The following is a 24,662-nucleotide window of genomic DNA, read 5'->3' as shown; positions in this document are numbered from 1 at the left end:
TGTTGATTACAAAATCAACCTGCTGGATGACAACGATTTCACCAAAGCTAACGGCATCGCTACTGACGATATCGTCGCTCTGGGTCTGGTATACCAGTTCTAATCTGACGACAGTCTAACGACTGTAACAGAACAGAATTTAAGGCAGAGCTTCGGCTCTGCCTTTTGCTATCTGCTATATTCCCTTGTGTTAAGCCAGTATTTTTCCCTATCCTCGTACGACACTCGCTACCCTATTTTCCTCTCCCATTTCCCCTTTTCTTCTTATTTCTGGTGCTTTTATCGTCATTGAAGCGTTCAGGTAACAACTTTGTATTCTTTTTGTGGCAAACGGTTGGCAAGCCTGCGGCGTAGCGGTAATCTGAGGACTCTCTGGCTCAACTCGACACATGGAAGCCCCTACATGTTTGAAAATATCCCAGCCGCACCAGCGGATCCGATTTTAGGTCTTGCCGATTTATTCCGTGCCGACGCCCGTACCAATAAAATCAACTTAGGTATCGGTGTTTATAAAGATGAAACAGGTAAAACACCGGTGCTGACCAGCGTTAAAAAAGCTGAACAGTATCTGCTGGAAAACGAAACCACAAAAAACTATCTGAGCATTGATGGTATTCCTGCTTTCGCGACCTGCACGCTGGAATTACTGTTTGGTAAAGAAAGCCCAATCATTCAGGACAAACGTGCGCATGCCGCCCAAACTCCGGGTGGTACCGGTGCTCTGCGTGTGGCTGCTGATTTTATTGCGAATAAAACATCAGCTAAGCGAGTTTGGGTAAGCAATCCAAGCTGGCCTAACCATAAAAGCGTATTTAACGCCGCAGGGCTCGAGGTGCGCGAATATGACTACTATGATGCCGATAACCATCAATTAGACTTCCCTGGCCTGCAAAAGAGCTTAGAGCAGGCTGAAACCGGTGACGTGGTGCTGTTCCATGGCTGCTGCCATAACCCTACCGGTATTGACCCTACGCCGGAACAGTGGGAAGCGCTGGCTGAAATGTCAGTGTCCAAAGGCTGGTTACCGCTATTTGACTTCGCTTATCAGGGCTTTGCCAATGGTTTGGAGGAAGATGCTCAGGGCCTGCGTATCTTCGCCGCTAAACATGATGAACTGCTGGTTGCCAGCTCTTACTCGAAAAACTTTGGTTTGTATAACGAACGCGTGGGTGCTTGCACATTGGTTGCCGCCGACAGTGAAACGGCAGACAAAGCCTTCAGCCAAATCAAAGCCACGATCCGCGCAAACTACTCTAATCCACCGGCTCACGGCGGTTCAGTGGTCGCGACTATTCTGGGTAACGAAGCTCTGCGTACCATCTGGGAGCAAGAGTTGACCGATATGCGTCAGCGTATCCAACGTATGCGTCAGCTGTTTGTTAATACCCTGCAAGAGAAAGGTGCTGAGCAAGATTTCAGCTTCATCATCAAGCAAAACGGTATGTTCTCTTTCAGCGGTTTAACCAAAGAGCAGGTTATCCGCCTGCGCGATGAGTTTGGCGTTTACGCCGTGAACTCTGGCCGCGTGAACGTGGCGGGGATGACGCCAGACAATATGGCACCATTGTGTGAAGCTATTGTCGCCGTGCTGAAATAGTATTACCTCAGCAACGCAAAAGGAGCCTTTCGGCTCCTTTTGTATTACGGTTGGCTAAACGGTTATTACCACACCGCAGGCTCATCGCGCACAAACGGATTCGTCTGGCGCTCTTGACCAAAGGTAGACATAGGTCCGTGACCAGGGATAAAGGCAACATCATTCCCCAGAGGCCAGAGTTTGGTTTTGATAGAGTTAATCAAGGCCTGATGGTCACCACGCGGGAAATCACTACGCCCTACACCACCGCTAAACAAAACATCGCCCACCTGCGCTAAGCGTGACTCTTCACTGAAGAAAATCACGTGGCCAGGGGTATGTCCAGGACAATGGAGCACCTGTAGCGTCTGATTCCCTACCTGCAACGTATCACCGTCGTTAAGCCAGCGCGTTGGGGTCAATGGATCACAATCGGTGAAGCCAAACATTTTGCTTTGTGCCGGTAGCCCTTCAAGCCAAAACTGATCTTCTTCCTGTGGGCCATAAATGGGTACGTTCAGGCTCTTCGCCAAATTCCCTGCCGCTCCAACATGGTCTAGATGACCGTGGGTAAGCAGTATTTGAGTCACCGTTAAGCCAAGCGCCTCCACTTCACGCAAAATTTTTGCAGGCTCACCGCCCGGATCAACGATAGCGGCCTGAAGTGTATCTTCACACCACAACAGGGTGCAATTTTGTTGAAATGCAGTGACAGGAATTATTTTATATTTCATCGTTGCCTCAATACCTTGCCCACAATGATTTATCACAATAAAAAAACACGCCGGCAAAAGCCGACGTGATGGATGTCTTTGACTCTACCGCTAATAATACCTGCTTAGCAAAGTATTACCAATTTCTGACAGGGCCAGTATCAATATGAACAAAATTACTACGTGGATAATATCCAACGCCACCCGCACGCATTTTCAATGCGGCTTTACGAATATTCGCTAGCTGAACGCCTTCAATATGGAAATCCATCGCTTGACCGAGAGTATGGTAACTATGCTTAGCAACACCACTGCCACGCTCACGTAATTCACTATTCGTACGTGGAGAACGATATCCAGAAATAAGCTGAATAGGTTTGCGCGTACCTATCATCGCTTGTAAGCGGAATATTTGATCGAATAAACGAGGGTCAATGCGTTTAACTTTATTTGCGCGATAATCGCGGAATAAATGATTGAGGCGAGCCAGCTCTTCTTGAATATAGTTCTTGCCGTCGAAAAACTCGGCCTTGAGTTGTTCACCGGTATTTAAATTATTCAATACTAAAATACGTGGGCGCGGTGTAGAAAGCGTTGCTAACGCTTGCCCAGGCAGCATTGCCATTCCCATAGCAACGCCACCTAAAGCTAACCACTTGCGACGATGAATATTGATTGGATCCATGAGATGTTTTTACCCGGCAAAGTATCTAAAGATCACGCATTAAAGCGCACCGTCAGGCACCATAACCGCCATGGATGGTCGAGTCAACCCGCTTCCCGCCGTGCTCGGCGGGATATCACAGAAATTTATGACTCGCAGTTACATCATCAACAAAACAACGCTATTGCTAACTACTTGCTAAAGCTGAAAAAGACGTTCAGCTTGAGCTGCCACTTTTGCCCCTGAACGGACGGTATCATCATAATTGTAAATATCTGTGCGGAATTGCGGTTTTCCATCTTCAGAAACCCACGCCGTCAGATAATAGAGACGAACCGGAATACGGTGACGAATAGGCACATATTTCGTATTCCCCTCTTTTAATGCAGATGATACCCGTGCGTCATTCCAGCCAGCATCTTGTAACAACATATTTGCTAGCGTTGATGCTTTATTCACACGGACACAACCCGAACTTAAAGCACGAATGTCTTTTTCAAACAATCCATGATTCGGCGTGTCATGCAGATAAATAGCATCCTGACTCGGCATATTAAACTTGTAACGGCCTAATGAATTATTAACACCGGGTGCCTGCTGAATGCGATATGGGAAATTACGCGGGGAAACTGATGCCCAATCGATCATATAGGGATCGACAACTTCAGCATCATTACTCCAACCAGAAAACAGACGATATCCATGACGTTCAAAATAGCCAGGATCACGCATTGCTTTAGGGACAATGTCTTCGCGAATAAGCGTGGTCGGGACATTCCACGGTGGATTGACAACTACGTTATTCAGCTCACTATTCATCAGCGGCGTTTTACGCGTCGGGCGTCCAACGATAACGCGTGAAGTAAGCACCTCTGTACCGTTTTGGTAATAAATCAGAGAGTAGTTGGGAATATTCACCATAATGCCGGTATCCACTTCTCCCGGCAAAATACGCAGTCGCTGGATATTTAACGCCAGTAACGTTGCTCGTGTTTGCGGTGAAACGTTCAGCCACTCACGGGTACGTTTGCCAATCACTCCGTCGCTCGCAAGGCCCTGCCACTGCTGGAAACGTTTCACAGCTTCAACTAACTCAGGCGTATAGCGATTGTCCGTAGCTGAAACAGGCATTGTTTTCGCCGGTGTTGCTTCTGGCGTTGGCTGCTGCGTCAACTCAGACACTGCGGTGGTCGAAGGACTGATTACCGCGTTAGGTTCCTGACTTGCGGGTGATTGCAGCGGCTGAGCCTCTGGCACCGGTGTAGGCGGCTTGGCGCTTGCATCTTCGGTAAGCATCCCCGTTCGCTGTAAAACCTCACGCAGCGCAGGCATATCTGGGCTCAAATCGCCTGGTTTTAAGCTTGGACCATCGTTTACGGTTGGCCAAGGACGCGTATCCGCCAGCAAATCTTTTAGCGCTTTATGCATCGCAGCGTATTGGGGATGTGACGGTGCCAACGATTGAACAAACGTGGCCAAGCGCCCATCACGTACGGACAGCTGCCAGTTGTTAACCAACGTTGCTGGAGGCTCGGCTATAGCGTAAGGCACTGAGCTGTATAGCCAACTGCCCTTGGTTGCACTTACCCCCGAAACAAACTGCAGATACCCCAGCATCGCATCGGACAGTACAGCGTCACGCGCCATATCTTTGACCTCTGGGTTAACAAGCGCCTGTACCCATTGAGTAAACTGCGGTTGTACGCCAGAAAGCGCGACTTCAGCTAGCTGCTGCTGAAACTGCTGGACGGCGGCACGATCCTGCCACAAAGGCTGCATATTATTTGCAGCATAAAGAGAGGAAAGTTGATTTAAATAACGCAGCGATACTCCCTGCGGAAGCTGCGATATCAGCATAGAACGCGACTGAGGCACACTCATGGTCGCCACTGAAACCGCTGGCTGCTGCGTTACTGGCTGTATTACTGGCTGTGTGGCAACCTCTGCGTAAGCAGGCATCAGGCTCATCGCCAAAGCACTCATCGCCATTGAACCACCGACAACCATATGGCCTAGACGGAATCTGTTATTCAGCACCATCCCTTGCTCCCTTGTTAGCTCATTGGCTCCGACTTTCGGAACCTTAGCTTAATTATACAAATAGAAATGACTTTTTGCCGTTTCAAGTGCCGGTTGGTGCATCAACTGCCCGGACATCACGTTTTATTTATATGATGATACGTTACAGCCTACATTCTGCCAAAAAAAACGGCCTTATAAGAAGGCCGTTTGCGTTAATAATGATTTCAGTATATGAAATTTATTAGAATTTAACTCTCTGACTCTTCTTGAGTCACTGATTCCATTATGTTTTTCTCGGGAGCAAAGCCACGCAGACCCACAACATGAACATGTTCAGTGTTATTGAACACTTTACGCATCAGTTTATATGTGGTGCCCTTTTCTGGGCTGATGTTTTCCGGAGCCGCAATAATCAGCTGCATCTCCAGACGCTCGCACAGCTCAAACAGCGTAGCGATAGATTTCGCATCCAGACGCGCAGCCTCATCAAGGAACAGCAAACGACACGGTGAAATATCTTTGCCACGTAGACGGCGTGATTCCTCTTCCCAGCTTTGAACGACCATAACCAAAATGGACATACCGGTACCGATAGCTTCACCCGTTGACAGCGCCCCGCTCTCTGCTCGTAGCCAACCATCCGAACCACGGTTAACCTCAACTTCCATTTCTAGATAGTTGCGATAATCCAGCAGTTCTTCGCCAATGGTTTGCGGCGTGCGCTGGCCCATGTCGATTTGTGGATTCAGGCGCTGATACAGTTTCGCTAACGCTTCCGAGAAGGTTAACCGGTTGCTGTTAAACAGATCCTGATGTTGCTCCTGCTGCTCTGACAATACCGTCAACAGCGTTGAGTGAGCTTCACGTACGTTGACATTCAGACGAACGCTATTCACCTGCCCAAAGGCAACCGTCTGCAGACCTTGGTTGAGCATACGAATGCGGTTCTGCTCACGTTGAATGGTCTTGCGAATAATATTGGCGACGCTCTTCGAGCTAATAGCCAGTTTCTGTTCACGAGAGGTCAACTCTTCTGTCAAACGCGCAAGCTCGATTTCCATCTGCTCGATAGCGTCAACAGGGTCGTCACTGCGAATAATATCCTGACGGATACGCTCACGCAGATGCTGATAAACGGCAATATAGAACTGGATTTTACGTTCAGGACGTTTTGGATCTTCAGACAAACGCAGCACATCTCGCAAATGCTCGTTATCAGCCACCGCCAGACGCAACGCACCTAGCGCCTTATCCGACATAGAACGTAGCTCATCCGCGTCCATATACGCCAGCTCACGACGATGGAGTCGACGCTCAACGCCATTGTCTTTGACTAAGCGCATCACGGCACACCAGCCCGCTTTCGCGGTGGTAACCTGTTCGCGGATCTGATGGTAATCGCGCTCAACCTTACGCAGGCGTTTTTGCAGATTATCCATTTCTGATTCACAGAACATAATCTGTTTTTCAAGCTGATTACGACGCGCACGGTTATTGCTCAATGCGGTATGCAGCTCATCTCGACGTATGCGCGCGCGCTCTTCTGCATTTGGATCGGCCTGCACGCCAATATCTTGCAGCTCTTGAGACAGCTCTTTAAGCATGTCACGCTTGGCTTCAAACGAACTCTTCAGCGAAGCGAGCACCTGATGATATTGAGCCAACTGCACCTGCTGTTGACGAAGCTGATCGCGGGTACGCGCACGATCGGCTTCAGCGTGTTCTAAGCGCTGACGCAGTTTATCGTTAAGGTCAGAGTTCTCCATCAACATGCCAGCAGAATCGCTGTAGCTGAAGTGTGCACGACGCTGAACCACTTCAGTGAGCGCAAAGGTCTGCTGTTTCGCGGAACGCTGATTTTGCTGAGCCTGCTGATAATCTTGACGCAACTGCTCATGCTGCTCTGGGTCGCTCTGCAACACAGAGAGCATCGGTTCTAGCTTGGCTAGGTTTGCCCCATGCTGTTGCAGATAGCGCGCCGCTTCCTGCGCCTCTTCCAGTTCCTCACGGATCTCTTCAACGCGATCCTGTAAGGTTTCATCAGCAAGCAAACCAATATGCGGTGTTAACTTATGCAGCAACGCAACGCTTTCTTTCGCCTGAGCTAATTGCTGACGTTGCTGCTGTGTAATATTGTCCTGATTATTGAACTCACGTTCGATCTCGGTACGACGACCGTTAATTTGACGTAATTCAGCTTCCGGATCTTGCTCAAATGCAACGGCTAAATGGCTGCCGATAAAACGACTAAACGCCTGATGTAGACGTTGGGTTTTCTGCACGTCGAACGACAGGGTGGCATAACGTTCAGCCAACTCATCGCGCTGCGCATACAGCGTTTCCAAACGGCTTTCGCGGGCTGCACGGCCAAATAACGGCACTTCAGGGAAGCGAGAATAGCGCCATTGGCGATCCGATGCTTTGACAACCACGGCTCGCTCAAGCTCATCCGCGGCAAATACGCTGTCATCAAACGACTGCGGATCCCCTTCGATCAGATAGAGATCTTCCGGACAATCTTCCAGACCCGCCAACTGTTCACGCACCAGAGAAAGGTCAGGGACAACAATCGCATGGCGTGCGGGTCCATACAACGCAGAGAAATACGGTGCATCATCGATGGTCACGTCATCGTAGATTTCAGACAGCAGAACACCGCCGAAACGTTCGGCCAGCGCAATCAGTCGGCCATCTTCAGCTCCGCTTGGCTGGCTTAAACGCTCAATCTGGTTTTCAATTTCACGCTTCTGATGGGCAACTTCATCGCGTTCAACGGTAGATTCACGTTCACGCTCCAGCAGTTGTTGCATCTGCTCAGTAACCTGACGACTGTCGGAGAGCTCGTCACCGCACTGCTCGCTAAGCTGGCTTAGTGCTTCCTGCGCTGCTAACCATACTGGCGCTTTCGCCGTCAGATCTTTTGCTTTCGCGGTGATCTGTTCCAGCTCCTGACGCAGCACCATGCGGCGTTCGCTGGCTTCGGCTACGTCGAGGGTCAGCGTTTCAATCCGCTCTTCCATTTCGCGCTGGGCATCATCCAGCTCTTCAGGCTGATATTGCTGTCCGCTGCGTTTACAGAATTCCTGTAATAAACGTTCCGCGTCTTGCTGTGAACGTAAACGCTGTTCTAATTCAGCCAAACGCATACGTAATGGTTGTACACGTTCAGATTGGTGCTGGAGTGAAGACCAGTCGCGTAATAAATCTCGACCTGCCTGCCATGCCTCGCTGCGGCTCACTTCGCCCACCAGCTTAACGACCAGTTGGTAAGCATTTTCAAACTGGGAATGCGCAGCGCTTGCCACATTCATTTTTTGCTCAAGCTGCATCAGAATTTCAGTCGCTTCCTGCTCACGCGCACTGAAGGTTTCAAGCCACTCTTCGCTGTTATCGGCGTTGAGATCTGGCAGTTGGCACACCTGACGAGCACGCTCTAACGCTTGCAGTGCCTGCTGATACTGAATAGCGCGGGTCTGCTGCACGTCCAGCGCCTGCTGGTAATCAGCCAACTGACTTTTTAGCTCATCCACTTCAGCTTCGGCCGCTTCTGAGCGCGCTTCATAGTCTGCGTGCAGATCGCTGGCCTCAGCGACAACTTCATTCTGCTCTTCTAAGCGATAGGTCAGCTCTTCCAAATCACTTTGATAACGCTCGATCTTCTCCTGCTGACGCATCGCTGTTTGGACAAGATTTAAGTGATCGCTTGCAGCCTGATAATCGGTTTCGAGATCGGATTCAGAGCCGCTTTGCTCGGCCAGTTCACGAGACATTTCGACATGGCGATATTGTTCCGCCAGCAGCTGTTTACGCCCACCCAGCAGCTCACGTCGCAGTAACAGTGCCTGATCGAGGTGAATGCGACGCTCATTGGCGTGGCGCATATAGTCAGCCGATACATAGGATGTTGCCTCAGTGATCAGGTGTTTGAACAGATCACGGTCGGATTGCGTTACGCGAATAGCTTCGAGCGTCATGCGGTTTTCACGCAGCGCCGCTTCCATATCCTGGAATGCTTTACGCACCCCGCTGTTTTCTGGCAACAGATAATCGCGCAGAGAACGGGTAATCGCGCTGGAAATACCCCCGTACAGCGAAGCTTCAATGAGGCGATAGAACTTGCTGCGGTCAGATGCCGAGCGCAGACGACGTGGGATCACGCCCAGATCAAACATCAAAGAGTGATAGTCGGTGATCGAGTTAAACTGCTTGAACTGTACGCCTTCGATCGCTTCTACACGCTCTTTTAACTCGGCCAGCGGTAACACGCGAGCCTGACGTTCGCCCACGGTTTCCGTTAGGATCTGCGTTGGCTGGAACGACGTCGGTAAGCCTTGGATCGTGAAAGGCTTGATATCCACTTTACGGTCGCGACCAGCAACCTGCTGTAAGCGAACCCCGACCAAAACACGCTGGTGACGCGAGTTGACGACGTCAAGCGTGGCATAACATACGCCTGCGCGCAGTTTGCCGTGCAAGCCTTTATCACGAGAACCCGACGTCGCCCCTGCTTCCGTGGTGTTACGGAAATGCAGCAGCGTTAGATCGGGGATAAGCGCCGTAACAAACGCCGCCATGGTGGTCGATTTACCCGCACCGTTGCCCCCAGAGAGCGTCGTCACCAGTTCATCAAGATCAAAAGTTCGGGCAAAGAAACCGTTCCAGTTAACCAGTGTCAGCGAGCGAAATTTTCCGCGTTCAATCATTCCTGTTCATCCTCCGCATTGTCCGCGCTACCGTCTGCACTGGATTCGTTTTCTTCGTTTTCATCATTCAGCGACAACGTGTTTTCTAACGGCATGGCTTCGCCGTCACGGATCATTCTGAGCTGGGATTCACGTGGGTCATCGCCGCTGCGCACGTCGGCACCAAAGCGGAAAACCGCCTCAGTGATGCGGAATTTAGTGCTGTCATTACCCATGAAATAAACCATGCCCAACCGACGTAACCTATTTAATGAGGTACGAACTTTCTCTTGCAGCTTTTGACGGTCAAGATCCGAACCGGTGGAACGCTGGTTAACATACTTCAGCAGCTTGCTTTCATCGGCCAGAGAGAGCAACTCATCATAGAGTTCCTGCTGGCTGAAGATACCTTCGTGCGCCAAACGTTCAGGGCTTAAATAGAGGTAGCACAGAATTTTGCCCACCATCATATCCAGCTCAGACAGAACAGAGCGTGGGATAAGCGTGGTAGAACGCGGTCTGAGATAGAAAAAGCCTTCCGGGGCACGAATAAGTTCAACGTTATAGCGGCTATAAAAGAGTTCCAGCTCATCCTGAAAATCCATCAGGAAAGCATGATTATCTAACTCATCAATGCCAATGTGACGACCGGAACGCAGTTGACTATCCAACGCGGGAAACAGCGGGTTAAACACCGCTTGCGCCAGTTTAGCTGGCATCATATTTTCAGTATTTGTCGATGACATGGGCCTGTACCTTGGCTCCGTAATCATTGATCGCCTGCCATTGGGCAGGTAATCCGGTGAAATCAGCTTCAGCCACACCTAAGCGAACGGCTTGGTCGACCAAAATTCTTGCCAAATCGAAATGACGTTGACGCGGATACTGAGCAAGGTATTCGCGTAAAACCGCGCCGAGATCCAGCGGGCGTTGCTCTTTTTGATAAACTTTTAGCTCTTGCTCGATCATTGCCGCCAGCTGTTCGCGAATTTCAGAAAACTCTTCATATTCCATATCCGGTGGCAGCTCGCCGGTCACTTCTTCGTTGAGCAACGCAAGCTCTTCGTCACGCATATCAAACAGACGATCGGCATTCGCAATAGTGAGCGCCCAAGGATTGTCAAAGTAGCTCTGCACGGACTGACGTAATCGCTGCGCAAAGACGCGGTTTTTATCCATATCAATCGCCGTACGGATAAACTTATGCACGTGTCTGTCGTAGCCGATCCACAAATCGATGGTTAACTGGCCCCAACTGATAATGCGGTCTAGCTTGTTTTGCAGATCAAATACTAACTTGTCTACAAATGCCAAATCCGGATTATTCATATTGGCATCTTGGATACGCAGCAAATTAGCCTGCAGCTTATCACCTGCGGCCTCCAGCGTATCCTGCAATTCACGCAGCGTGCCTGAGGTTTCCGACAGCAACACTTCACAGCTCGAAATCGCGGCGCGCCAGTCTTGATTCAGCAGAGCTGCGATATCCGCTTTTACCCCCTGCTGCTGCTCATCCATAATGCGTTGAGTCAGATCGATACTATCGAAAATCTCGGCGACTGAGTATTTCAGAGGAGCAAACACGTTGCGGTGCCAATGATATTCATCGCCACCTTCTTCGGCGGCTTCCGCCGCGCTACGCAATTCTTGCGCCACGATAGACAATTGCATAGACAAACGCAGCGTAGAAAACTCTCGCTGTCGAATGTAGTAATCCGTGATGCCAATCCCCAACGGAGTTAGACGATAAATCGCGTTACCGTCGGCTAACTCGCTGGTAAAGCGGTTAAGTAAACGCTGCTTAACTAAATCGTTAATCGCATTGTTGGCTCGGATTGCTACCGTTTCATGTGTTTGTTCAAAAGCTTTGCTGACGTGTCGGAATGCATCGATCAGTTCGCCTTCACTCATCTCTCCGTCTAAACGTTCACTGTTCAAAGTGGCTATAGCCAAAATGAAAGCCAAACGCTCGGTAGGGAGTGAAATTGAAAAATCATTTTTCCGCGCCCAGGCAACCAGCTCCGGTACAGTCTGGGAGAAATCACTCATAGTTGGTCCTTCGTGTCGGGTTTGTACGCCATCACATGGATGTAGCGTCCCAAACTCACAAAAGGCTCCTGACGACAATAACGCTGCTCCAGCGCCAATAAATCGTCAAAAGCCTCAATCTGTTGCGTTTTATCTCGCAGGTAATCATGAAATACCCGCACGCCCGTTTTACCGGAAATTGTCAGCCCTATCTCTTCTAACCAGCCATACACCTTTTGCGGATCTAAAGGATGATCAGGGGAAAGCGTTCGAGTTTTACGCTTTTGCATCCCTTGATTGACGTATGCCGTATTGCCAATGATCACATTTCGCATCAATAGACCATTGTAGTTATAGAACATTAAAGACAATGCGCCGCCGGGATTTAAACACTTCATCAAAGACGCCAGTGTTTCCTGAGGTTCTGCTACCCACTCCAAAACCGCATGGAACAATATCAGATCAACCGGCTGTTCTAAATATTGATACATCTCTTGTGCGGGACTTTGCACAAAACGCATGTGCTGGCTCACACCTTTTTCATCCGCATAGGCCTGTGCACGCTTTAGCATCTCACCGGAAATGTCGCACAGCGTAATGTGATGACCGCGCGCGGCGAGCTCACAGGATACCTGTCCAAGCCCACCGCCTGCATCAAGAATGTGTAAAGGTCTGTTGGGGAGCTGGGTCAGTAACTGTTCCAGATCCTGCCATAATACGGCCTGACGGATTTTTCCTTTGGTTGTGCCGTAAATGTTGCGCGCAAATTTTTCAGCGATATTGTCAAAATTACGATCCTGCATACCTCGACTCATGAATATGTCGGCTCCTGAATATTTGCACAGCGCATCACCAGAAAAATCTCCCGTGAGGGACGCTTTAAACCTGCTATTTTGACACAGGCTGGCATAGAATGAATCTTATCGGCCACATATTCTATCTAGATGTCGTTTTTTCATTCAGAAAGGCACCTGATTTATGCTGTTTGCGCTAAAAAAGTTTGTCGGTGGGCTCCTTTTGCCTCTGCCCTTGTTGCTCTTGATCATCGCAGTGGGCCTGATTTGCATCTGGTGGACACGGTGGCAGCGCTTAGGAAAAATCTGCATTTCACTCGCTTGGCTTGGAATTCTGCTATTAAGCCTACAACCTGTTGCCGATCGCTTGCTGGCTCCGCTTGAAAATCATTACCCAACGCTCAATACGCCAAGCAACGCAGATTACATTGTGGTGCTGGGTGGCGGCTATACTTTTAACCCAGACTGGGCACCAAGTTCAAATCTCATCAATAACAGTTTGCCTCGAGTAACGGAGGGGATCCGGCAACTTGAGTTAAATCCTAACGCAAAAATTATTTTTACCGGTGCTGCTGCCATTAGCAATCCAATAAGCAGTGCCCAAGTGGCCGCCAATGTGGCCAAAAGTTTAGGTGTACCCGCTGAAAAAATTATTATCTTGGATAAACCGCGTGATACGCAGCAGGAAGCACAGGAAGTGGCTAAGATTGTGCAAAAGCAGAGGTTATTGCTGGTCACATCGGCAAATCATCTCCCACGCGCACTACGTTTTTTTAAGGCCGAAGCGTTAGATCCGATTCCAGTACCTGCAAATCAACTTGCTATTTCATCGCCATTAAATCCTTGGGAACGCTGGCTACCATCACCACTTTACCTCGGCCATAGCGAACGAGCATGGTATGAAACCTTAGGAAGTTGGTGGCAGGCATTGCTAAAAGCGAAGGATGAAAAATGAAACACAGAGTAATCAGTATTCTCATTGCCCTGATTGTGTTTGAAGCGCAGGTGATTTTACTTGATGTGTTATCAAAAGCAGAAAACATGCCCGTCAGTTTGAACCCGCTGAATGCCATTAGCGCGGTGGCGTTCGTACTGGGTTGGACTACGGGATTAAACTCCTCCATGGCCTTGGTGACAGCCACTGTGGCGCTGTTGCTAATCCCCATCGGTGTCTACTGTCTCTGCCATACTTGGCTGAAACAAAGACACCGATAAAGAAAGCAAACTGCCTATAATCTGCCTCGATTCACCAACAAGCAGGCTAAGCGATTGTGATGCTGCACAACGCAAGGTAAATCAATCGTTTGCAGCTCCCCTTCACGTATCACCACTCGCCCGTTAATCACATTATAGGCAACGTTGCCTGGCGTACAGAAGACCAGAGCCGCCAGCGGGTCGTGTTTGGCTCCAGCCAAATTTAGCGTATTCAGATCGAATGCCACGAAATCCGCCGCCATTCCTGGTGCTAAATAGCCAATATCGTCGCGATTGAGCACCTTAGCGCCACCGCGAGTCGCAATCTCCAACGCTTGTCGAGCATTCATGGCATCTGGGCCAAAGCCGACGCGCTGTAACAACATGGCTTGACGCGTTTCCGCAATCATATTTCCTGCATCGTTAGAGGCTGAACCATCTACGCCAAGTCCCACATTTACACCTTCATCTAACATCGTGCGTATTGGAGCAATCCCTGACGCTAATCTCATATTTGAGCAAGGACAATGAGCAACACCTGTACCTGTTTTGGCAAACAAACCGATGCCAGCCTGATCCAACTTAACGCAATGGGCATGCCACACATCCGCACCGACCCATCCCAAATCCTCTGCATATTGGGCTGGAGTCATACCGAAATGCGACTGACTATAGCTAACGTCATTATCATTTTCAGCCAAATGCGTATGCAACGACACGCCATACTCGCGCGCCATTTGTGCCGTTTTCACCATCAATTCTCTGCTCACGGAAAACGGAGAGCAAGGCGCTAACGCTATACGTAACATGCTATAGCGTTGTGCATCATGGTAGCTAGTAATCAGTCGTCGCGAATCTTCCAAAATAGCCTGTTCGCTCTCAACGAGCTCGTCGGGAGGCAATCCACCTTTACTACGCCCAACGCTCATGCTTCCTCGGCATGCATGAAAACGCATGCCTATTTCCCTAGCCGCCTCGATGCTGTCATCCAGACGACAACCGTTAGGATAAACGTAAAGATGATCGCTTGAGGTCGTACAACCAGAAAGCATCAGTTCCGCCATGGCTGTTTGTGTGGAGACTCGGATCATCTCTGGGGTCAGTCCAGCCCAGATCGGATAGAGATTATTTAGCCAACCAAACAATTCTCCATCTTGTGCTTCAGGTATCACGCGAGTTAGCGACTGAAACATGTGGTGATGGGTATTCACCAAACCAGGGATCACGACGTGCCCATGGAGATCAATTTCTTCATCAGCAGGGGCTGCGCACAACTCTTTCCCCCCAACAGCAACAATACGATTTCCCTCAACCAGCAGGCAACCGCCTCTAATCTCTCTTCGCTCATCATCCATCGTGACAAGTAATTCTGCATTTTTAAAGAGCAGCGTTTTTTTGTGCATTTTGTCTCCTCCGCATGGCGATATATTCACGCGTTGTAGTGAAGGCTTCCCGAGCTGCGGTACTGTTCATGTCTAAATCCTGCAACGTGCATTCTTTGCAGCCGGGAATTTTGGCCTGTCTGTCTCGCCCATTGAGAATCAGATTAGCTGCAATCGCAACGACCGTACCTATCGTAATACCGCTGTGTAAAAACATCTCAGCGGCTTTCGGCATTTGTTGAAATAACTGGGGAACCATCACGGGTAACATGCCTAAACCAAGGGTCAGCGCAACCACCATGCCATTGTTATTATTTCGATAATCAACCTGTCCTAGCGTGCGGATCCCTGACACGGCGACCATCCCGAACATCACAATCCCTGCACCGCCGAGCACTGGCTTAGGTACGGCAACCACGAAAGCCGCTAGCTTAGGAAACAAACCGAGAGTAATGAGAATGCACCCTGCAACGCCGACAATAAACCGGCTACGAACACCGGTCATACTCACCAATCCTACGTTTTGAGCAAAAGCAGCATAGGGAAACATATTAAAAAAGCCGCCAAACAAGGTGGCGGAACCGCAAGCATAGAGACCACGTTTTAACGTAGCCTGATCGGCGGGACGCCCTACAATCTCGCCCATCGCCATCATTGATGACATGGTTTCCACCATCACAACGATCATCACCATGCACATCAAAACGGCTGGAAAGAGGTGAAATTCAGGTACGGCGAAACGCATGGGGTAAGGAAAGGTCATCCAACTGGTGGCGGCCACCTGAGAAAGGTCGAGTTTGCCCATGAAGTAATACGCTACAGTACCAATAATAATACCCACCAGCACGGCGATATTCTTCAGCATGCCCTTACCAAAGGTGTAGATCAGCATCACAATGGCAAGCGTAAATAAGGCCATCAATAATGAGCCGTAGCTACCAAAACTTGCGGCATCCAGATCTCCGCCGCCTATCCATCCACCCGCCACGGGAAGTATTGAGAGGCCAATGAGTGTCACAATGGTCCCCATGACGGCTTTCGGGAAAAAGCGTACCAGCTTGCACACAAACGGCGCGCACAGGAGTGTAAACCCACCGGCAATAATCACCGCGCCCGAGATACCCCCGATCCCATACTGCTGACCAATCAGCGCCATGGGTATCAATGCAGCAAATGTACACCCTTGAACAATAGGTAATTTACTACCAATAATATTGAATAGGCCTATCGACTGAAGAATAGTGGCGCAACCGCATATAAACAGATCGGTGCTGATCAAGAAAATAATTTGTTCCGGCGTAAAACCAACGGCTTTACCAATAATTAAGGGAACGGCAATCGCCCCTGCATACATGACCAATACGTGCTGCAAACCATAAACCAGCATTTGCCCTAACGGTAATATTTCATCAACTGGATCAACATTGATCTTATTTTGAGGGGAGTTTTTTCTCTCCTGAATATTGATGGCATCATTATGAATAGCTTTCACGACAGCTCCTTATATCCATGATTCTCAACATCACGGATATTTCATTTCATCAATATGCAGAAAATGGCCCCTCTCCATTTTCTGCATCCGGGTTTAAACTGTTTTTTCTTTAATGGCCTTTGCTAAGGTTATTTTTTTCGCTTTTGTATCATCAGTTTCATTATCAGGATGATAACCATTGAAATAGAGATTTAGGCTCACCGCACATACGGTTGCTAGCAGGATCCCGCTATGCAATAAAGGTTGGATTGCCGCAGGTAGCTGGCTAAAAAAATCATGGGAAACCGTGGGGATCATGCCAATCCCTAAACTGATAGCAACGATGTACAGGTTATAACGGTTAGTACTGTAATTAGCGCGCGAAAGGATACGTATTCCTGTAGCCAAGACCATACCAAACATGACAATACCAGCGCCCCCCAATACAAATTGAGGAATTGAAGCAACAATCAATGCCATTTTAGGAATCAGCCCGAATACAATTAATATCCCGCCTGACATAACACATACCCAACGGCTAGATACGCCTGTTACACTAACCAAGCCGACGTTTTGTGAAAATGAAGTATGTGGAAAACTGTTAAATAAGCCACCAATAACAGTACCGATGCCATCAACGCGTAAACCCCGAATGATATCTTGCTGTTTTGCCGGCCGCCCGACAATATCGCCTAGCGCTAAGAACATCCCCATCGACTCTATAAAGGTAATCAACATAATCACCGTTAATGTAATGATGCTGACGGGTTCAAATGTTGGCCAGCCAAACGCAAAAGGTTTAATGGGGGCAAACCACGCCGCATTGCCAAGCCCGGCAAAACTGACTTTCCCCATCATAAAAGCAATGGCAAACCCAAATAAAATACCCAGCAATACCGAAATATTGCATAGGAAACCTTTAGCAAAACGGGTGACTAATAGAATAAATACCAATACCAGTAATGATGTCCCGATATAGATTGGGCTGCCGTAATCAGGATTCCCTTTCCCTCCCGCAGCCCAATCAATACCCACCTGCATAATGCTAATGCCAATAGATGTGATGACGACGCCGGTCACAACGGTAGGAAATAGAGGCATGAGTCGGCCAATCACAGGTACTAATAATGTGGCGATAATTCCCGAGGCGATTGTCGCACCGAATATTCCCGTGAGGCCTATGGTTGGGTCAGCCCCAATCGCCAGCATGGGAGTTACCGCGGCGAAGGTTACAGACATGATGACCGGCAAACGAATCCCTGCAAAACGGCCAATGCCTAGACATTGTAGTAGTGTGACAACGCCACAACAGAAGAGGTCAGAACTGATCAGAAAAGCAATTTGTTCTTTGGGTAATCCGAGGCTGCCGCCAATCACCAGTGGCACAGCCACTGCACCCGCGTACATAACTAACACATGCTGAAGGCCTAAAGTAAAAAGCTGCGCAATTGGCAATCTACGTTCCACTTCATCAACGACGGGCTCTATCTTGCTGTGCTCTATTTTAAGGTTAGGATTTATGACGCTCATGGACACATCGCTCCTTACGGCTCGGCTAAAGGGTAGGTTAACCAGCTACGATTCGAGAGCCTTCGCTCCCCTATTTACGGATGTACAGCGATATCATGGCGCAAGTAGCGATGGCGTTGAGTAGACATATCGATTCTTTGCGCACATGCCAACCATGCACAGAACATGCGCACTTTTATTATTTGTAGGGTTAATGAGAAGAAAAACGAAATAATTGCGGGGGAAATCACACTTGAGGCTAAATAAAACCGCTCTTTTCAGAAGATATAGCGAGCAAGCACAAAAATAGAGATTTAAAAAAGAGTTTATCTGATAGGAAGAAATATCAAAGTGGTAGAGGTTTGTATCATTATCAGATTATCACCTCTCATAGTGATTGATAATTAACCAGCAAACCACTTTTGATTTGCCGGTTATCAACTGGCCGATTAGGGATTACTTTTAATAATCAGCCAAGCCAAGGCAATAGTTGCTGTGCGGCGCGATCTACAACTGGGCGTTCAACAACGCCGGTATGCAGATAGCGTCCAATGGACTCCCACAATACATAGAGCCACCGCCTCATCATAAAATCATCGCTCACCGGTGCTTTTTGTAAATAGGTATGGAGAAGCTCCGTTGCCATTCCATCTTCACTCAGACGAAAGAGATCATATTCACGCGGGGCCCACAACATCATTCCTGGATTAAGCATCGCCAACAATTGATCGCTTTTCTGATCTTTTAACATACTTCTTAGCGTTAAATTTCCGTGAACCAAAACGCAGCTGTCATCAAAGCCTGCAAACAGCTCTGGCAATTTTTCTTTGCTGCGAAATAAAATTCGCCGTGTTTCAATACCCAGCTCTGCGGTTTGCATATTACCAAGGGTTGACCAAATCACTTCCAAACGCTGCTGATACCATTGCGGCCACGTATTTTCCTGCACGCTATCAACATTACCTACACAGCCATGGCTATCAATGCGGTGCCAAGAAAGAATGCCTTCCGCAATCTGTTCTTTCAGACATTGCCATCGTTGTGGGGTTCGAGTGGGTGCTTCAACAGAAACGCCGCGCAGGCGTTCAATCAGTAGGACTTCTTTATAAGGAAATTGGTGCGTGGTTAATACGCCATAAACCGTGGGTAAACGAATATCCCCCTGACGCGCCAGCATCGACAGCTTATAAGCCTCCTGCTGAGCAATTCCCTGACATAGAAAAGTTTTAGCGACTAAAGGTAAAGGCGTGCCCTGTTGATTATAAAGGGTAAAAAGGCTAGCGTACGGCTGTTCACTGATTTGCTCTAGACGCCCTATCGACTCTCCCAAAACGACGCTCAGTTCAGCTTTCAAATGATCCATGTTGTGATACAGATTTTGCTGCATTTCACGGTACCTTTTATCGCCATATATCCAATCATCATGGCGGAATTATCAAGGTATTGTATGCGACTAGATCAAAAGAGCGCACTCTTGCACGCTCTTATTTTGAATATAGAGAACTGAAACGATCTGCCTATTTGCCAGCAGCAAAAATACGGCGAACCTGCTCTAAATCTTCCATGGTATCGACACCAGGGCTTGGTGCGGTCGCAGCAACATCCACGTGGATTTTTTCGCCATACCACAGCACTCGTAGTTGCTCTAACATCTCAATCTGCTCAAGGCTGCTCGGCGCCCACGTTACATAGCGGCGAATAAAACCGGCGCGATAAGCGTAGATACCAATATGGCGCAAGAAAGTATCACCAATCTCATCGCGAGAAACCGCAAAACGATCGCGATCCCAAGGGATTGTCGCCCGAGAGAAATACAGCGCATAACCGTTTTTGTCGCAGACAACTTTAACTGCATTAGGGTTAAAAGCTTCTTCACTCGTCGTGATAGGCACCGCCAATGTGGCCATCCCCGCGTCACTGCCTGCCAAATTGTGAGCTACCTGACGAATGATCGACGGTGGAATCAGCGGCTCATCGCCCTGAATATTGACGATAATCTCATCGTCAGCAAAACCACATTTCTCAATCACTTCGGCTAAACGCTCGGTGCCTGAATGATGATCTGCGCGTGTCATACACACTTCACCACCCGCAGCTTCCACTGCTTGTTTAACGTCAGCATGGTCAGTTGCCACAATCACGCGTGAAGCACCAGACTCCAGCGCTCTTTCCATAACGTGGACAACCATCGGTTTTCCACCGATATCCGCGAGAGGTTTCCCAGGTAAACGCGTTGAGGAATAACGCGCAGGGATAATAGCAATAAAACTCATCTGATTATTTCTCATCCACAGGAAGTAAGCGGGCCTCATTCTCCAGCAGCACTGGAATACCATCGCGTAGTGGGTAACCCAAACGATCGGCTTTACAGACTAGCTCTTGATTTTCTTTGTTAAAGTAGAGTTTTCCATTACAGACAGGGCAAGCAATAATTTCGAGTAAGCGATGATCCATGATTGTTCCTAAACGGGTTCTTGTCTCAGCGAAAAAGCATGTGCTAAGGATAACTCGCAACAGCAAAATTATCACGGCTTGTATGATGATAGAGGCAAATAACAACAAAGATCGGCACAACTTATCAGATCGATAAACAAGACTCTCATTCTGAAGAGAATTTTATCTACTCTCCTTTTGCCCTACTCACATCAGAAACAGTATCTGTACAAAAAATACGCCAGCATCAGACCCATACCCCGGTTTTATGCGATAGACATCACAAATTAAGTATGACAAAAGCCTTCCATCCCGTTGTGGCACAAGTGTTGAATCAAGAGAAATTAGACATGAATTGCGTCGAATCCCCCTCTGACTCGCCACTTTTCATTATTTTCACAACTGCTATCTCTGATGACCTGAATTAAAGAACAGGTTCGTAATAGCGTTACGTAAGGAGAAATTCATGAGTGCATCATGCACCACAACGGCAATCCGTCGCGTTGATGGATTGGCTAAAGTCACAGGAACAGCCATATACGGTAACGATATGTCACTCCCCGGCATGCTGTATGGCGTTTGTCGCTACGCCGACATCGCCGCGGGGAAAATTGAGCACATCGATCTTACGGAAGCCCTCAACATTGACGGCGTCGTCAAGATCGCAACCTATCAAGATATCCCCGGTGAGCCCGTGGTTGGCGTCATCGTCAAAGACTACCTGCCGATTGTTAAAGATGAAGTGGTTTTTCACGGTGATGTCATCGCCGTTATCGCGGCAGAGACATACGAAGCGGCTTGCCTCGCAGCCGACAAAATCCAAGTTAGCTATACGCCTTATACCCCGATTACTGACGTAGAACAGGCACTCAAAGACGATGCTCGCCTGATTCACCCAGAACGCGGTAATAACATTGCGGCGCATCATCACACCATCAAAGGTGATATCGATGCGGGCTTTGCGTCATCAGCACACATTCTTGAGCGTGAATACGAAGTCGGCTTTCAGGAGCATGCCTACATTGAGCCGGAAGTGGTGCTGACTTGGCTTGATCCTACCGAACGCCATTTAATTATCTCCGGTTCAATTCAGAACCCACACCGTGTACGTGGTTTTGTCGCCAAATTCATGGGGTGCCCACAGGGGCATATCAATATCAAACGCGCGGTGATGGGAGGATCTTTTGGCGGCAAAGATGACGTTATCGATCACCTTGCCTGTCGTTCTGCACTGCTGACAACCTTAACGGGTAGACCCGTCAAATTCTGTTATACCCGTGAGCATTCCATTCTAGAAAGCTGCAAGCGCCATCCGTATAAGATGAAATATAAGGTTGGTGTCAATAACCATGGCCAAATACTGGCGATGAAGATTGATATTTTGGCCGACAGCGGCGGCTATGCAGCCTCAACGCCCTTTGTAACATGGCGTAGCTCGGTTCAAGCGGCGGGCCCATATCGGATTCCTAACGTTCGAATTGACGTCACCGGCGTCTACACCAATAACAGCTATACCTCAGCAATGAGAGGCTTCGGTTCCCCTCAGGTAGTGTATGCCAATGAATCCTTGATGGATGAAATTGCTGAGCATCTGCAAATATCACCAGTCGAAATTCGCCAAATTAATGCGCTGCAGCAGGGAGATGCATCAGTCACTGGACAAGTTTTTGATAAGCACACAGTCTCTGCCCAAGAGGTTTTAAATCGCGCCGTCGAAGCCGCAGATTTCAACAACAAACGTCAACATTACGCCGAGCTAAACCGTCAAGGCGGCTTATACCGCTATGGCATTGGTTTAGCCCTCAGCTACCGTGGCTGTTCCATCGGTGCCGAAGGCGTAGATACGTCCACTGCGCTGGTTCAAGTCAACGAAGACGGTAGTATCAATATAGCAACCTCGGTTTCTGAAAATGGCCAAGGGCTGCAAACCACCATGTCGTTAATCACTGCCGAAGCTTTTGGCGTGCCGCTGGCAGAAATTATGTTCAGCGAGCCTCCTACGTCGGTTATCGGCGATGGTGGTTCAACGGCAGCGACACGTGGCACGTTAGTCGGCGGTGGCGCAATTCTTGATGCCGCCATGAAAATCAAACAACGCATTCTCGGCGTGGTCGGTGAACTGATCGGCACTCGGGAGTTAGCGGATACTCTTTGGCAAGACGGTTTGATTATCAATAAACACGACCCGTCACAGTCTATTGATTTCAAAACCGCGGTAAACAAAACTAAATGGGCCAGCGTCAGCCTGACAGAATATGGCTGGTTTGTTCCACCACCGATTCATTGGGATGAAGAAAAAGGCACTGGTAGCCCCTATTTCACCTGGGTTTATGGCTGTCAGATTGCAGAAACCCGCGTCAATGTGAGTACGGGTAAAACCGATTTACTCCATGTTACCGCCGCTCATGATGTCGGACATGTCATCAATCCTGTGGGCTTTAATGGACAGGTCAGCGGTGGCATTGCGCAAGGCTTTGGTTATGCGCTGCTGGAAGATTTCAACATTGAGAATGGGCAGGTAAAATCTGAAAACTTCGATACTTATCTCCTCCCCACCATCAAAGATATCCCTGAAATCACCATTATCGGCGTCGAGAATCCCGACCAAGCAGGGCCTCTAGGGGCCAAAGGTATCGGAGAGCCAGCAACAGAGCTGGCTGCTGCAGCCATCAATAACGCTCTGAGTTTCGCCTTACAGACACGTTTCAACAAGCTCCCACTGACACTCGAGCAGGTGATATTGGGCTATAACCTAAAGAAACCCGCCAGACAAAGCGAACTCATGGTTGAGACAAGCAACAAAAAACAGGTTCTACGCTTAACTGACGTCAGCGTTACTCGACCAAAAACATTGTCCGAGGCCTTAGACTTGCTGGCTCAGGACGATGTCAGCGTTATCGCTGGCGGCACAGACGTGATTGTTCAGGGACGCTTGCAAACCAAGCCAATGAATCTGATTGATATTTCACGCTTATCAGAACTCACGCAAATTATCGAAAACAACGGTTGCTTAGAAATCGGGGCGGCAACAACGTTTAACCGTATCGTTGAGCATGAAATCGTTAGAACTCGCTACCCGCTGCTAGCCCAAGCCTGTAAAACCGTAGGCTCGAATCAAATCCGTAACCGAGCAACTATCGGCGGTAACATGGTTAATGCGGCTCCCTGCGGCGATTCTTTGCCTCCGGCGATTATCTATGATGCGGAAATTGAATTGCAGTCTCGTGACAGCACACGTCGCATGCCTCTGTGTGAGTTTCTTCAGGCTGGATATAAAACTCAGCGTAGACCTGATGAGCTGATGACCAAAGTGATATTGCCTGCGCCACCGCAACCAATGCCACATGCGTTCTATCACCAGTTGGGACGGCGAAACGCGCTAAACATTACCCGCCAAAGCTTAACCTGCTTAATCGCCTGCGACCCTACCGGCGTTTTGAACTACTGCCGTTTGGTTGACGGGGCGTTGTTTAGCAAACCACAGCGATTACTGGATATAGAGCGCTGCCTGCTCGGTCATCATTTGACGTTGGAAACTATCGACGCCGCCAGCCAACAGCTAGAAAAACTGATCTATGCAGCCATCGGAAAACGCTGGTCTGCCGCCTATAAGCAGCCAGTATTTATTAGTATGTTCCGCGACATGATGATGGAAGCGCAAGCATCGCTATATCAATCAGAGCAAGCTTAGGAGTGTGTGATGAGCAATATTAAAGTAAAGGTCAATGGCAAACTGATTGATGCTCAGGTCACTGGGCAAATGCGCCTGCTAGATTTTGTGAGAGATAAATTAAGCCTTACCGCAACGAAAGAAGGTTGTGCTGTCGGTGAGTGCGGGGCATGCACCGTCATTATGGATGGTAACGCCGTTTGCTCTTGCCTCGTCTTGGCTGAACAGTGCGATGGCGCTGAAATTACCACGTTGGAAGGGCTCAGCAACGATCCAATGGCAAAAAAACTGCAAAATGCCTTTGTTGAACATGGTGGTGTGCAATGTGGTTTTTGTACACCCGGTGTTTTAATGAGCACTTCGGCACTTCTGGCCAAACATCCTAAACCCAGTGACGAACAGCTTATGGACGCACTGGAGGGGAATATCTGCCGCTGCACCGGCTACCAGCCTATCATCCAGTCGATTCATGCTGCACTGAAAGAGTAAGCCCTCCACTTTGCTCACCCAAGAAAAATCGGCCT

The 24,662-nt window shown here is 48.8% G+C and carries 19 protein-coding genes; 6 read left to right on the top strand and 13 right to left on the bottom strand.

The genetic code is table 11. From position 1 onward, the window contains the following. Together HMPREF3091_RS22915 and HMPREF3091_RS16215 are read left to right on the top strand one after the other, a co-directional pair. Window positions 1–103: porin (locus HMPREF3091_RS22915; protein WP_246840006.1), on the top strand; the 103-nt coding region annotated here is incomplete at its 5' end. Between the two features lie 300 nt (window positions 104–403). Then, the gene (locus tag HMPREF3091_RS16215) at window positions 404–1,597 is read left to right on the top strand and encodes an amino acid aminotransferase (protein ID WP_070717074.1); all 1,194 of its coding nucleotides are present in this window, start codon (window positions 404–406) and stop codon (window positions 1,595–1,597) included. 65 nt (window positions 1,598–1,662) lie between these two features. Here HMPREF3091_RS16215 and HMPREF3091_RS16210 read toward each other — a convergent pair whose 3' ends face one another. From HMPREF3091_RS16210 to cmoM, 7 genes are all read right to left on the bottom strand, one after another. Beyond that, entirely contained in the window at window positions 1,663–2,310 is a 648-nt protein-coding gene (locus HMPREF3091_RS16210) for an MBL fold metallo-hydrolase (protein WP_004095692.1), read from the bottom strand. A gap of 115 nt (window positions 2,311–2,425) precedes the next feature. Further along, window positions 2,426–2,974, bottom strand: a complete 549-nt coding sequence (locus HMPREF3091_RS16205; protein ID WP_004095694.1) for a peptidoglycan L,D-endopeptidase MepK — start codon at window positions 2,972–2,974, stop codon at window positions 2,426–2,428. A 177-nt stretch (window positions 2,975–3,151) separates the two neighbouring features. Continuing rightward, window positions 3,152–4,993 carry a L,D-transpeptidase gene (gene ldtD / locus HMPREF3091_RS16200; protein ID WP_083321446.1) on the bottom strand — a complete coding sequence of 614 codons (1,842 nt, stop codon included), beginning with the start codon at window positions 4,991–4,993 and terminating at the stop codon, window positions 3,152–3,154. A gap of 230 nt (window positions 4,994–5,223) precedes the next feature. Continuing rightward, a complete protein-coding gene (gene mukB / locus HMPREF3091_RS16195) occupies window positions 5,224–9,678 on the bottom strand; it encodes a chromosome partition protein MukB (protein ID WP_070717070.1) in 4,455 nt (1,484 codons plus the stop codon). After that, the gene (gene mukE, locus HMPREF3091_RS16190) at window positions 9,675–10,403 is read right to left on the bottom strand and encodes a chromosome partition protein MukE (protein WP_008813024.1); all 729 of its coding nucleotides are present in this window, start codon (window positions 10,401–10,403) and stop codon (window positions 9,675–9,677) included. Before mukE ends, mukB begins: the two co-directional genes overlap by 4 nt. Beyond that, window positions 10,384–11,706 carry a chromosome partition protein MukF gene (gene mukF, locus HMPREF3091_RS16185; protein ID WP_004095701.1) on the bottom strand — a complete coding sequence of 441 codons (1,323 nt, stop codon included), beginning with the start codon at window positions 11,704–11,706 and terminating at the stop codon, window positions 10,384–10,386. Before mukF ends, mukE begins: the two co-directional genes overlap by 20 nt. Next, the gene (cmoM, locus tag HMPREF3091_RS16180; protein WP_070717067.1) at window positions 11,703–12,488 is read right to left on the bottom strand and encodes a tRNA uridine 5-oxyacetic acid(34) methyltransferase CmoM; all 786 of its coding nucleotides are present in this window, start codon (window positions 12,486–12,488) and stop codon (window positions 11,703–11,705) included. The genes mukF and cmoM overlap by 4 nt, the downstream gene beginning before the upstream one ends. A gap of 175 nt (window positions 12,489–12,663) precedes the next feature. Here cmoM and elyC point away from each other — a divergent pair, with 175 nt between their 5' ends. Together elyC and HMPREF3091_RS16170 are read left to right on the top strand one after the other, a co-directional pair. Further along, window positions 12,664–13,434, top strand: coding sequence for an envelope biogenesis factor ElyC (gene elyC, locus HMPREF3091_RS16175; protein WP_070717064.1), 771 nt, complete (start codon window positions 12,664–12,666; stop codon window positions 13,432–13,434). Then, window positions 13,431–13,694 carry a hypothetical protein gene (locus HMPREF3091_RS16170; RefSeq protein ID WP_008813020.1) on the top strand — a complete coding sequence of 88 codons (264 nt, stop codon included), beginning with the start codon at window positions 13,431–13,433 and terminating at the stop codon, window positions 13,692–13,694. Before elyC ends, HMPREF3091_RS16170 begins: the two co-directional genes overlap by 4 nt. A 14-nt stretch (window positions 13,695–13,708) precedes the next feature. Here HMPREF3091_RS16170 and HMPREF3091_RS16165 read toward each other — a convergent pair whose 3' ends face one another. The 6 genes from HMPREF3091_RS16165 to HMPREF3091_RS22270 all read right to left on the bottom strand — a co-directional run bounded on the left by HMPREF3091_RS16165 (window position 13,709) and on the right by HMPREF3091_RS22270 (window position 20,489). After that, window positions 13,709–15,076, bottom strand: a complete 1,368-nt coding sequence (locus HMPREF3091_RS16165; RefSeq protein WP_070717060.1) for an 8-oxoguanine deaminase — start codon at window positions 15,074–15,076, stop codon at window positions 13,709–13,711. Beyond that, entirely contained in the window at window positions 15,051–16,547 is a 1,497-nt protein-coding gene (locus HMPREF3091_RS16160; RefSeq protein ID WP_070717056.1) for a nucleobase:cation symporter-2 family protein, read from the bottom strand. The genes HMPREF3091_RS16165 and HMPREF3091_RS16160 overlap by 26 nt, the downstream gene beginning before the upstream one ends. A gap of 93 nt (window positions 16,548–16,640) precedes the next feature. Further along, window positions 16,641–18,056 carry a nucleobase:cation symporter-2 family protein gene (locus HMPREF3091_RS16155; protein ID WP_070717053.1) on the bottom strand — a complete coding sequence of 472 codons (1,416 nt, stop codon included), beginning with the start codon at window positions 18,054–18,056 and terminating at the stop codon, window positions 16,641–16,643. A 448-nt stretch (window positions 18,057–18,504) separates the two neighbouring features. Beyond that, window positions 18,505–19,398, bottom strand: coding sequence for a YcbJ family phosphotransferase (locus HMPREF3091_RS16150; protein ID WP_172635552.1), 894 nt, complete (start codon window positions 19,396–19,398; stop codon window positions 18,505–18,507). Window positions 19,399–19,552: 154 nt separating this feature from the next. Continuing rightward, window positions 19,553–20,308: a 3-deoxy-manno-octulosonate cytidylyltransferase gene (kdsB, locus tag HMPREF3091_RS16145; RefSeq protein ID WP_035504140.1), complete on the bottom strand. Its 756-nt coding sequence runs from the start codon at window positions 20,306–20,308 to the stop codon at window positions 19,553–19,555. A gap of 4 nt (window positions 20,309–20,312) precedes the next feature. Next, the gene (locus tag HMPREF3091_RS22270) at window positions 20,313–20,489 is read right to left on the bottom strand and encodes a Trm112 family protein (protein WP_008813014.1); all 177 of its coding nucleotides are present in this window, start codon (window positions 20,487–20,489) and stop codon (window positions 20,313–20,315) included. 445 nt (window positions 20,490–20,934) lie between these two features. On the opposite strand from HMPREF3091_RS22270, the gene HMPREF3091_RS16140 reads away from it, so the two are divergent. Together HMPREF3091_RS16140 and HMPREF3091_RS16135 are read left to right on the top strand one after the other, a co-directional pair. Then, the gene (locus tag HMPREF3091_RS16140; RefSeq protein WP_070717051.1) at window positions 20,935–24,159 is read left to right on the top strand and encodes a molybdopterin cofactor-binding domain-containing protein; all 3,225 of its coding nucleotides are present in this window, start codon (window positions 20,935–20,937) and stop codon (window positions 24,157–24,159) included. Between the two features lie 9 nt (window positions 24,160–24,168). Then, the gene (locus HMPREF3091_RS16135) at window positions 24,169–24,627 is read left to right on the top strand and encodes a (2Fe-2S)-binding protein (protein ID WP_004095729.1); all 459 of its coding nucleotides are present in this window, start codon (window positions 24,169–24,171) and stop codon (window positions 24,625–24,627) included. Window positions 24,628–24,662: the final 35 nt, after the last annotated feature.

Origin of the sequence: Hafnia sp. HMSC23F03 (genome assembly GCF_001816025.1) — a bacterium.
Taxonomy (GTDB): Bacteria; Pseudomonadota; Gammaproteobacteria; order Enterobacterales; family Enterobacteriaceae; genus Hafnia; species Hafnia paralvei.
This window is presented reverse-complemented; position numbering and strand designations above follow the sequence as displayed.

Coding starts and splice junctions, on each gene's coding strand:
- HMPREF3091_RS16215 (WP_070717074.1), top strand. CDS start 404: ATGTTTGAAAATATCCCAGCCGCACCAGCGGATCCGATTTTAGGTCTT.
- HMPREF3091_RS16210 (WP_004095692.1), bottom strand. CDS start 2,310: ATGAAATATAAAATAATTCCTGTCACTGCATTTCAACAAAATTGCACC.
- HMPREF3091_RS16205 (WP_004095694.1), bottom strand. CDS start 2,974: ATGGATCCAATCAATATTCATCGTCGCAAGTGGTTAGCTTTAGGTGGC.
- ldtD (WP_083321446.1), bottom strand. CDS start 4,993: ATGGTGCTGAATAACAGATTCCGTCTAGGCCATATGGTTGTCGGTGGT.
- mukB (WP_070717070.1), bottom strand. CDS start 9,678: ATGATTGAACGCGGAAAATTTCGCTCGCTGACACTGGTTAACTGGAAC.
- mukE (WP_008813024.1), bottom strand. CDS start 10,403: ATGTCATCGACAAATACTGAAAATATGATGCCAGCTAAACTGGCGCAA.
- mukF (WP_004095701.1), bottom strand. CDS start 11,706: ATGAGTGATTTCTCCCAGACTGTACCGGAGCTGGTTGCCTGGGCGCGG.
- cmoM (WP_070717067.1), bottom strand. CDS start 12,488: ATGCAGGATCGTAATTTTGACAATATCGCTGAAAAATTTGCGCGCAAC.
- elyC (WP_070717064.1), top strand. CDS start 12,664: ATGCTGTTTGCGCTAAAAAAGTTTGTCGGTGGGCTCCTTTTGCCTCTG.
- HMPREF3091_RS16170 (WP_008813020.1), top strand. CDS start 13,431: ATGAAACACAGAGTAATCAGTATTCTCATTGCCCTGATTGTGTTTGAA.
- HMPREF3091_RS16165 (WP_070717060.1), bottom strand. CDS start 15,076: ATGCACAAAAAAACGCTGCTCTTTAAAAATGCAGAATTACTTGTCACG.
- HMPREF3091_RS16155 (WP_070717053.1), bottom strand. CDS start 18,056: ATGAGCGTCATAAATCCTAACCTTAAAATAGAGCACAGCAAGATAGAG.
- HMPREF3091_RS16150 (WP_172635552.1), bottom strand. CDS start 19,398: ATGGATCATTTGAAAGCTGAACTGAGCGTCGTTTTGGGAGAGTCGATA.
- kdsB (WP_035504140.1), bottom strand. CDS start 20,308: ATGAGTTTTATTGCTATTATCCCTGCGCGTTATTCCTCAACGCGTTTA.
- HMPREF3091_RS22270 (WP_008813014.1), bottom strand. CDS start 20,489: ATGGATCATCGCTTACTCGAAATTATTGCTTGCCCTGTCTGTAATGGA.
- HMPREF3091_RS16140 (WP_070717051.1), top strand. CDS start 20,935: ATGAGTGCATCATGCACCACAACGGCAATCCGTCGCGTTGATGGATTG.
- HMPREF3091_RS16135 (WP_004095729.1), top strand. CDS start 24,169: ATGAGCAATATTAAAGTAAAGGTCAATGGCAAACTGATTGATGCTCAG.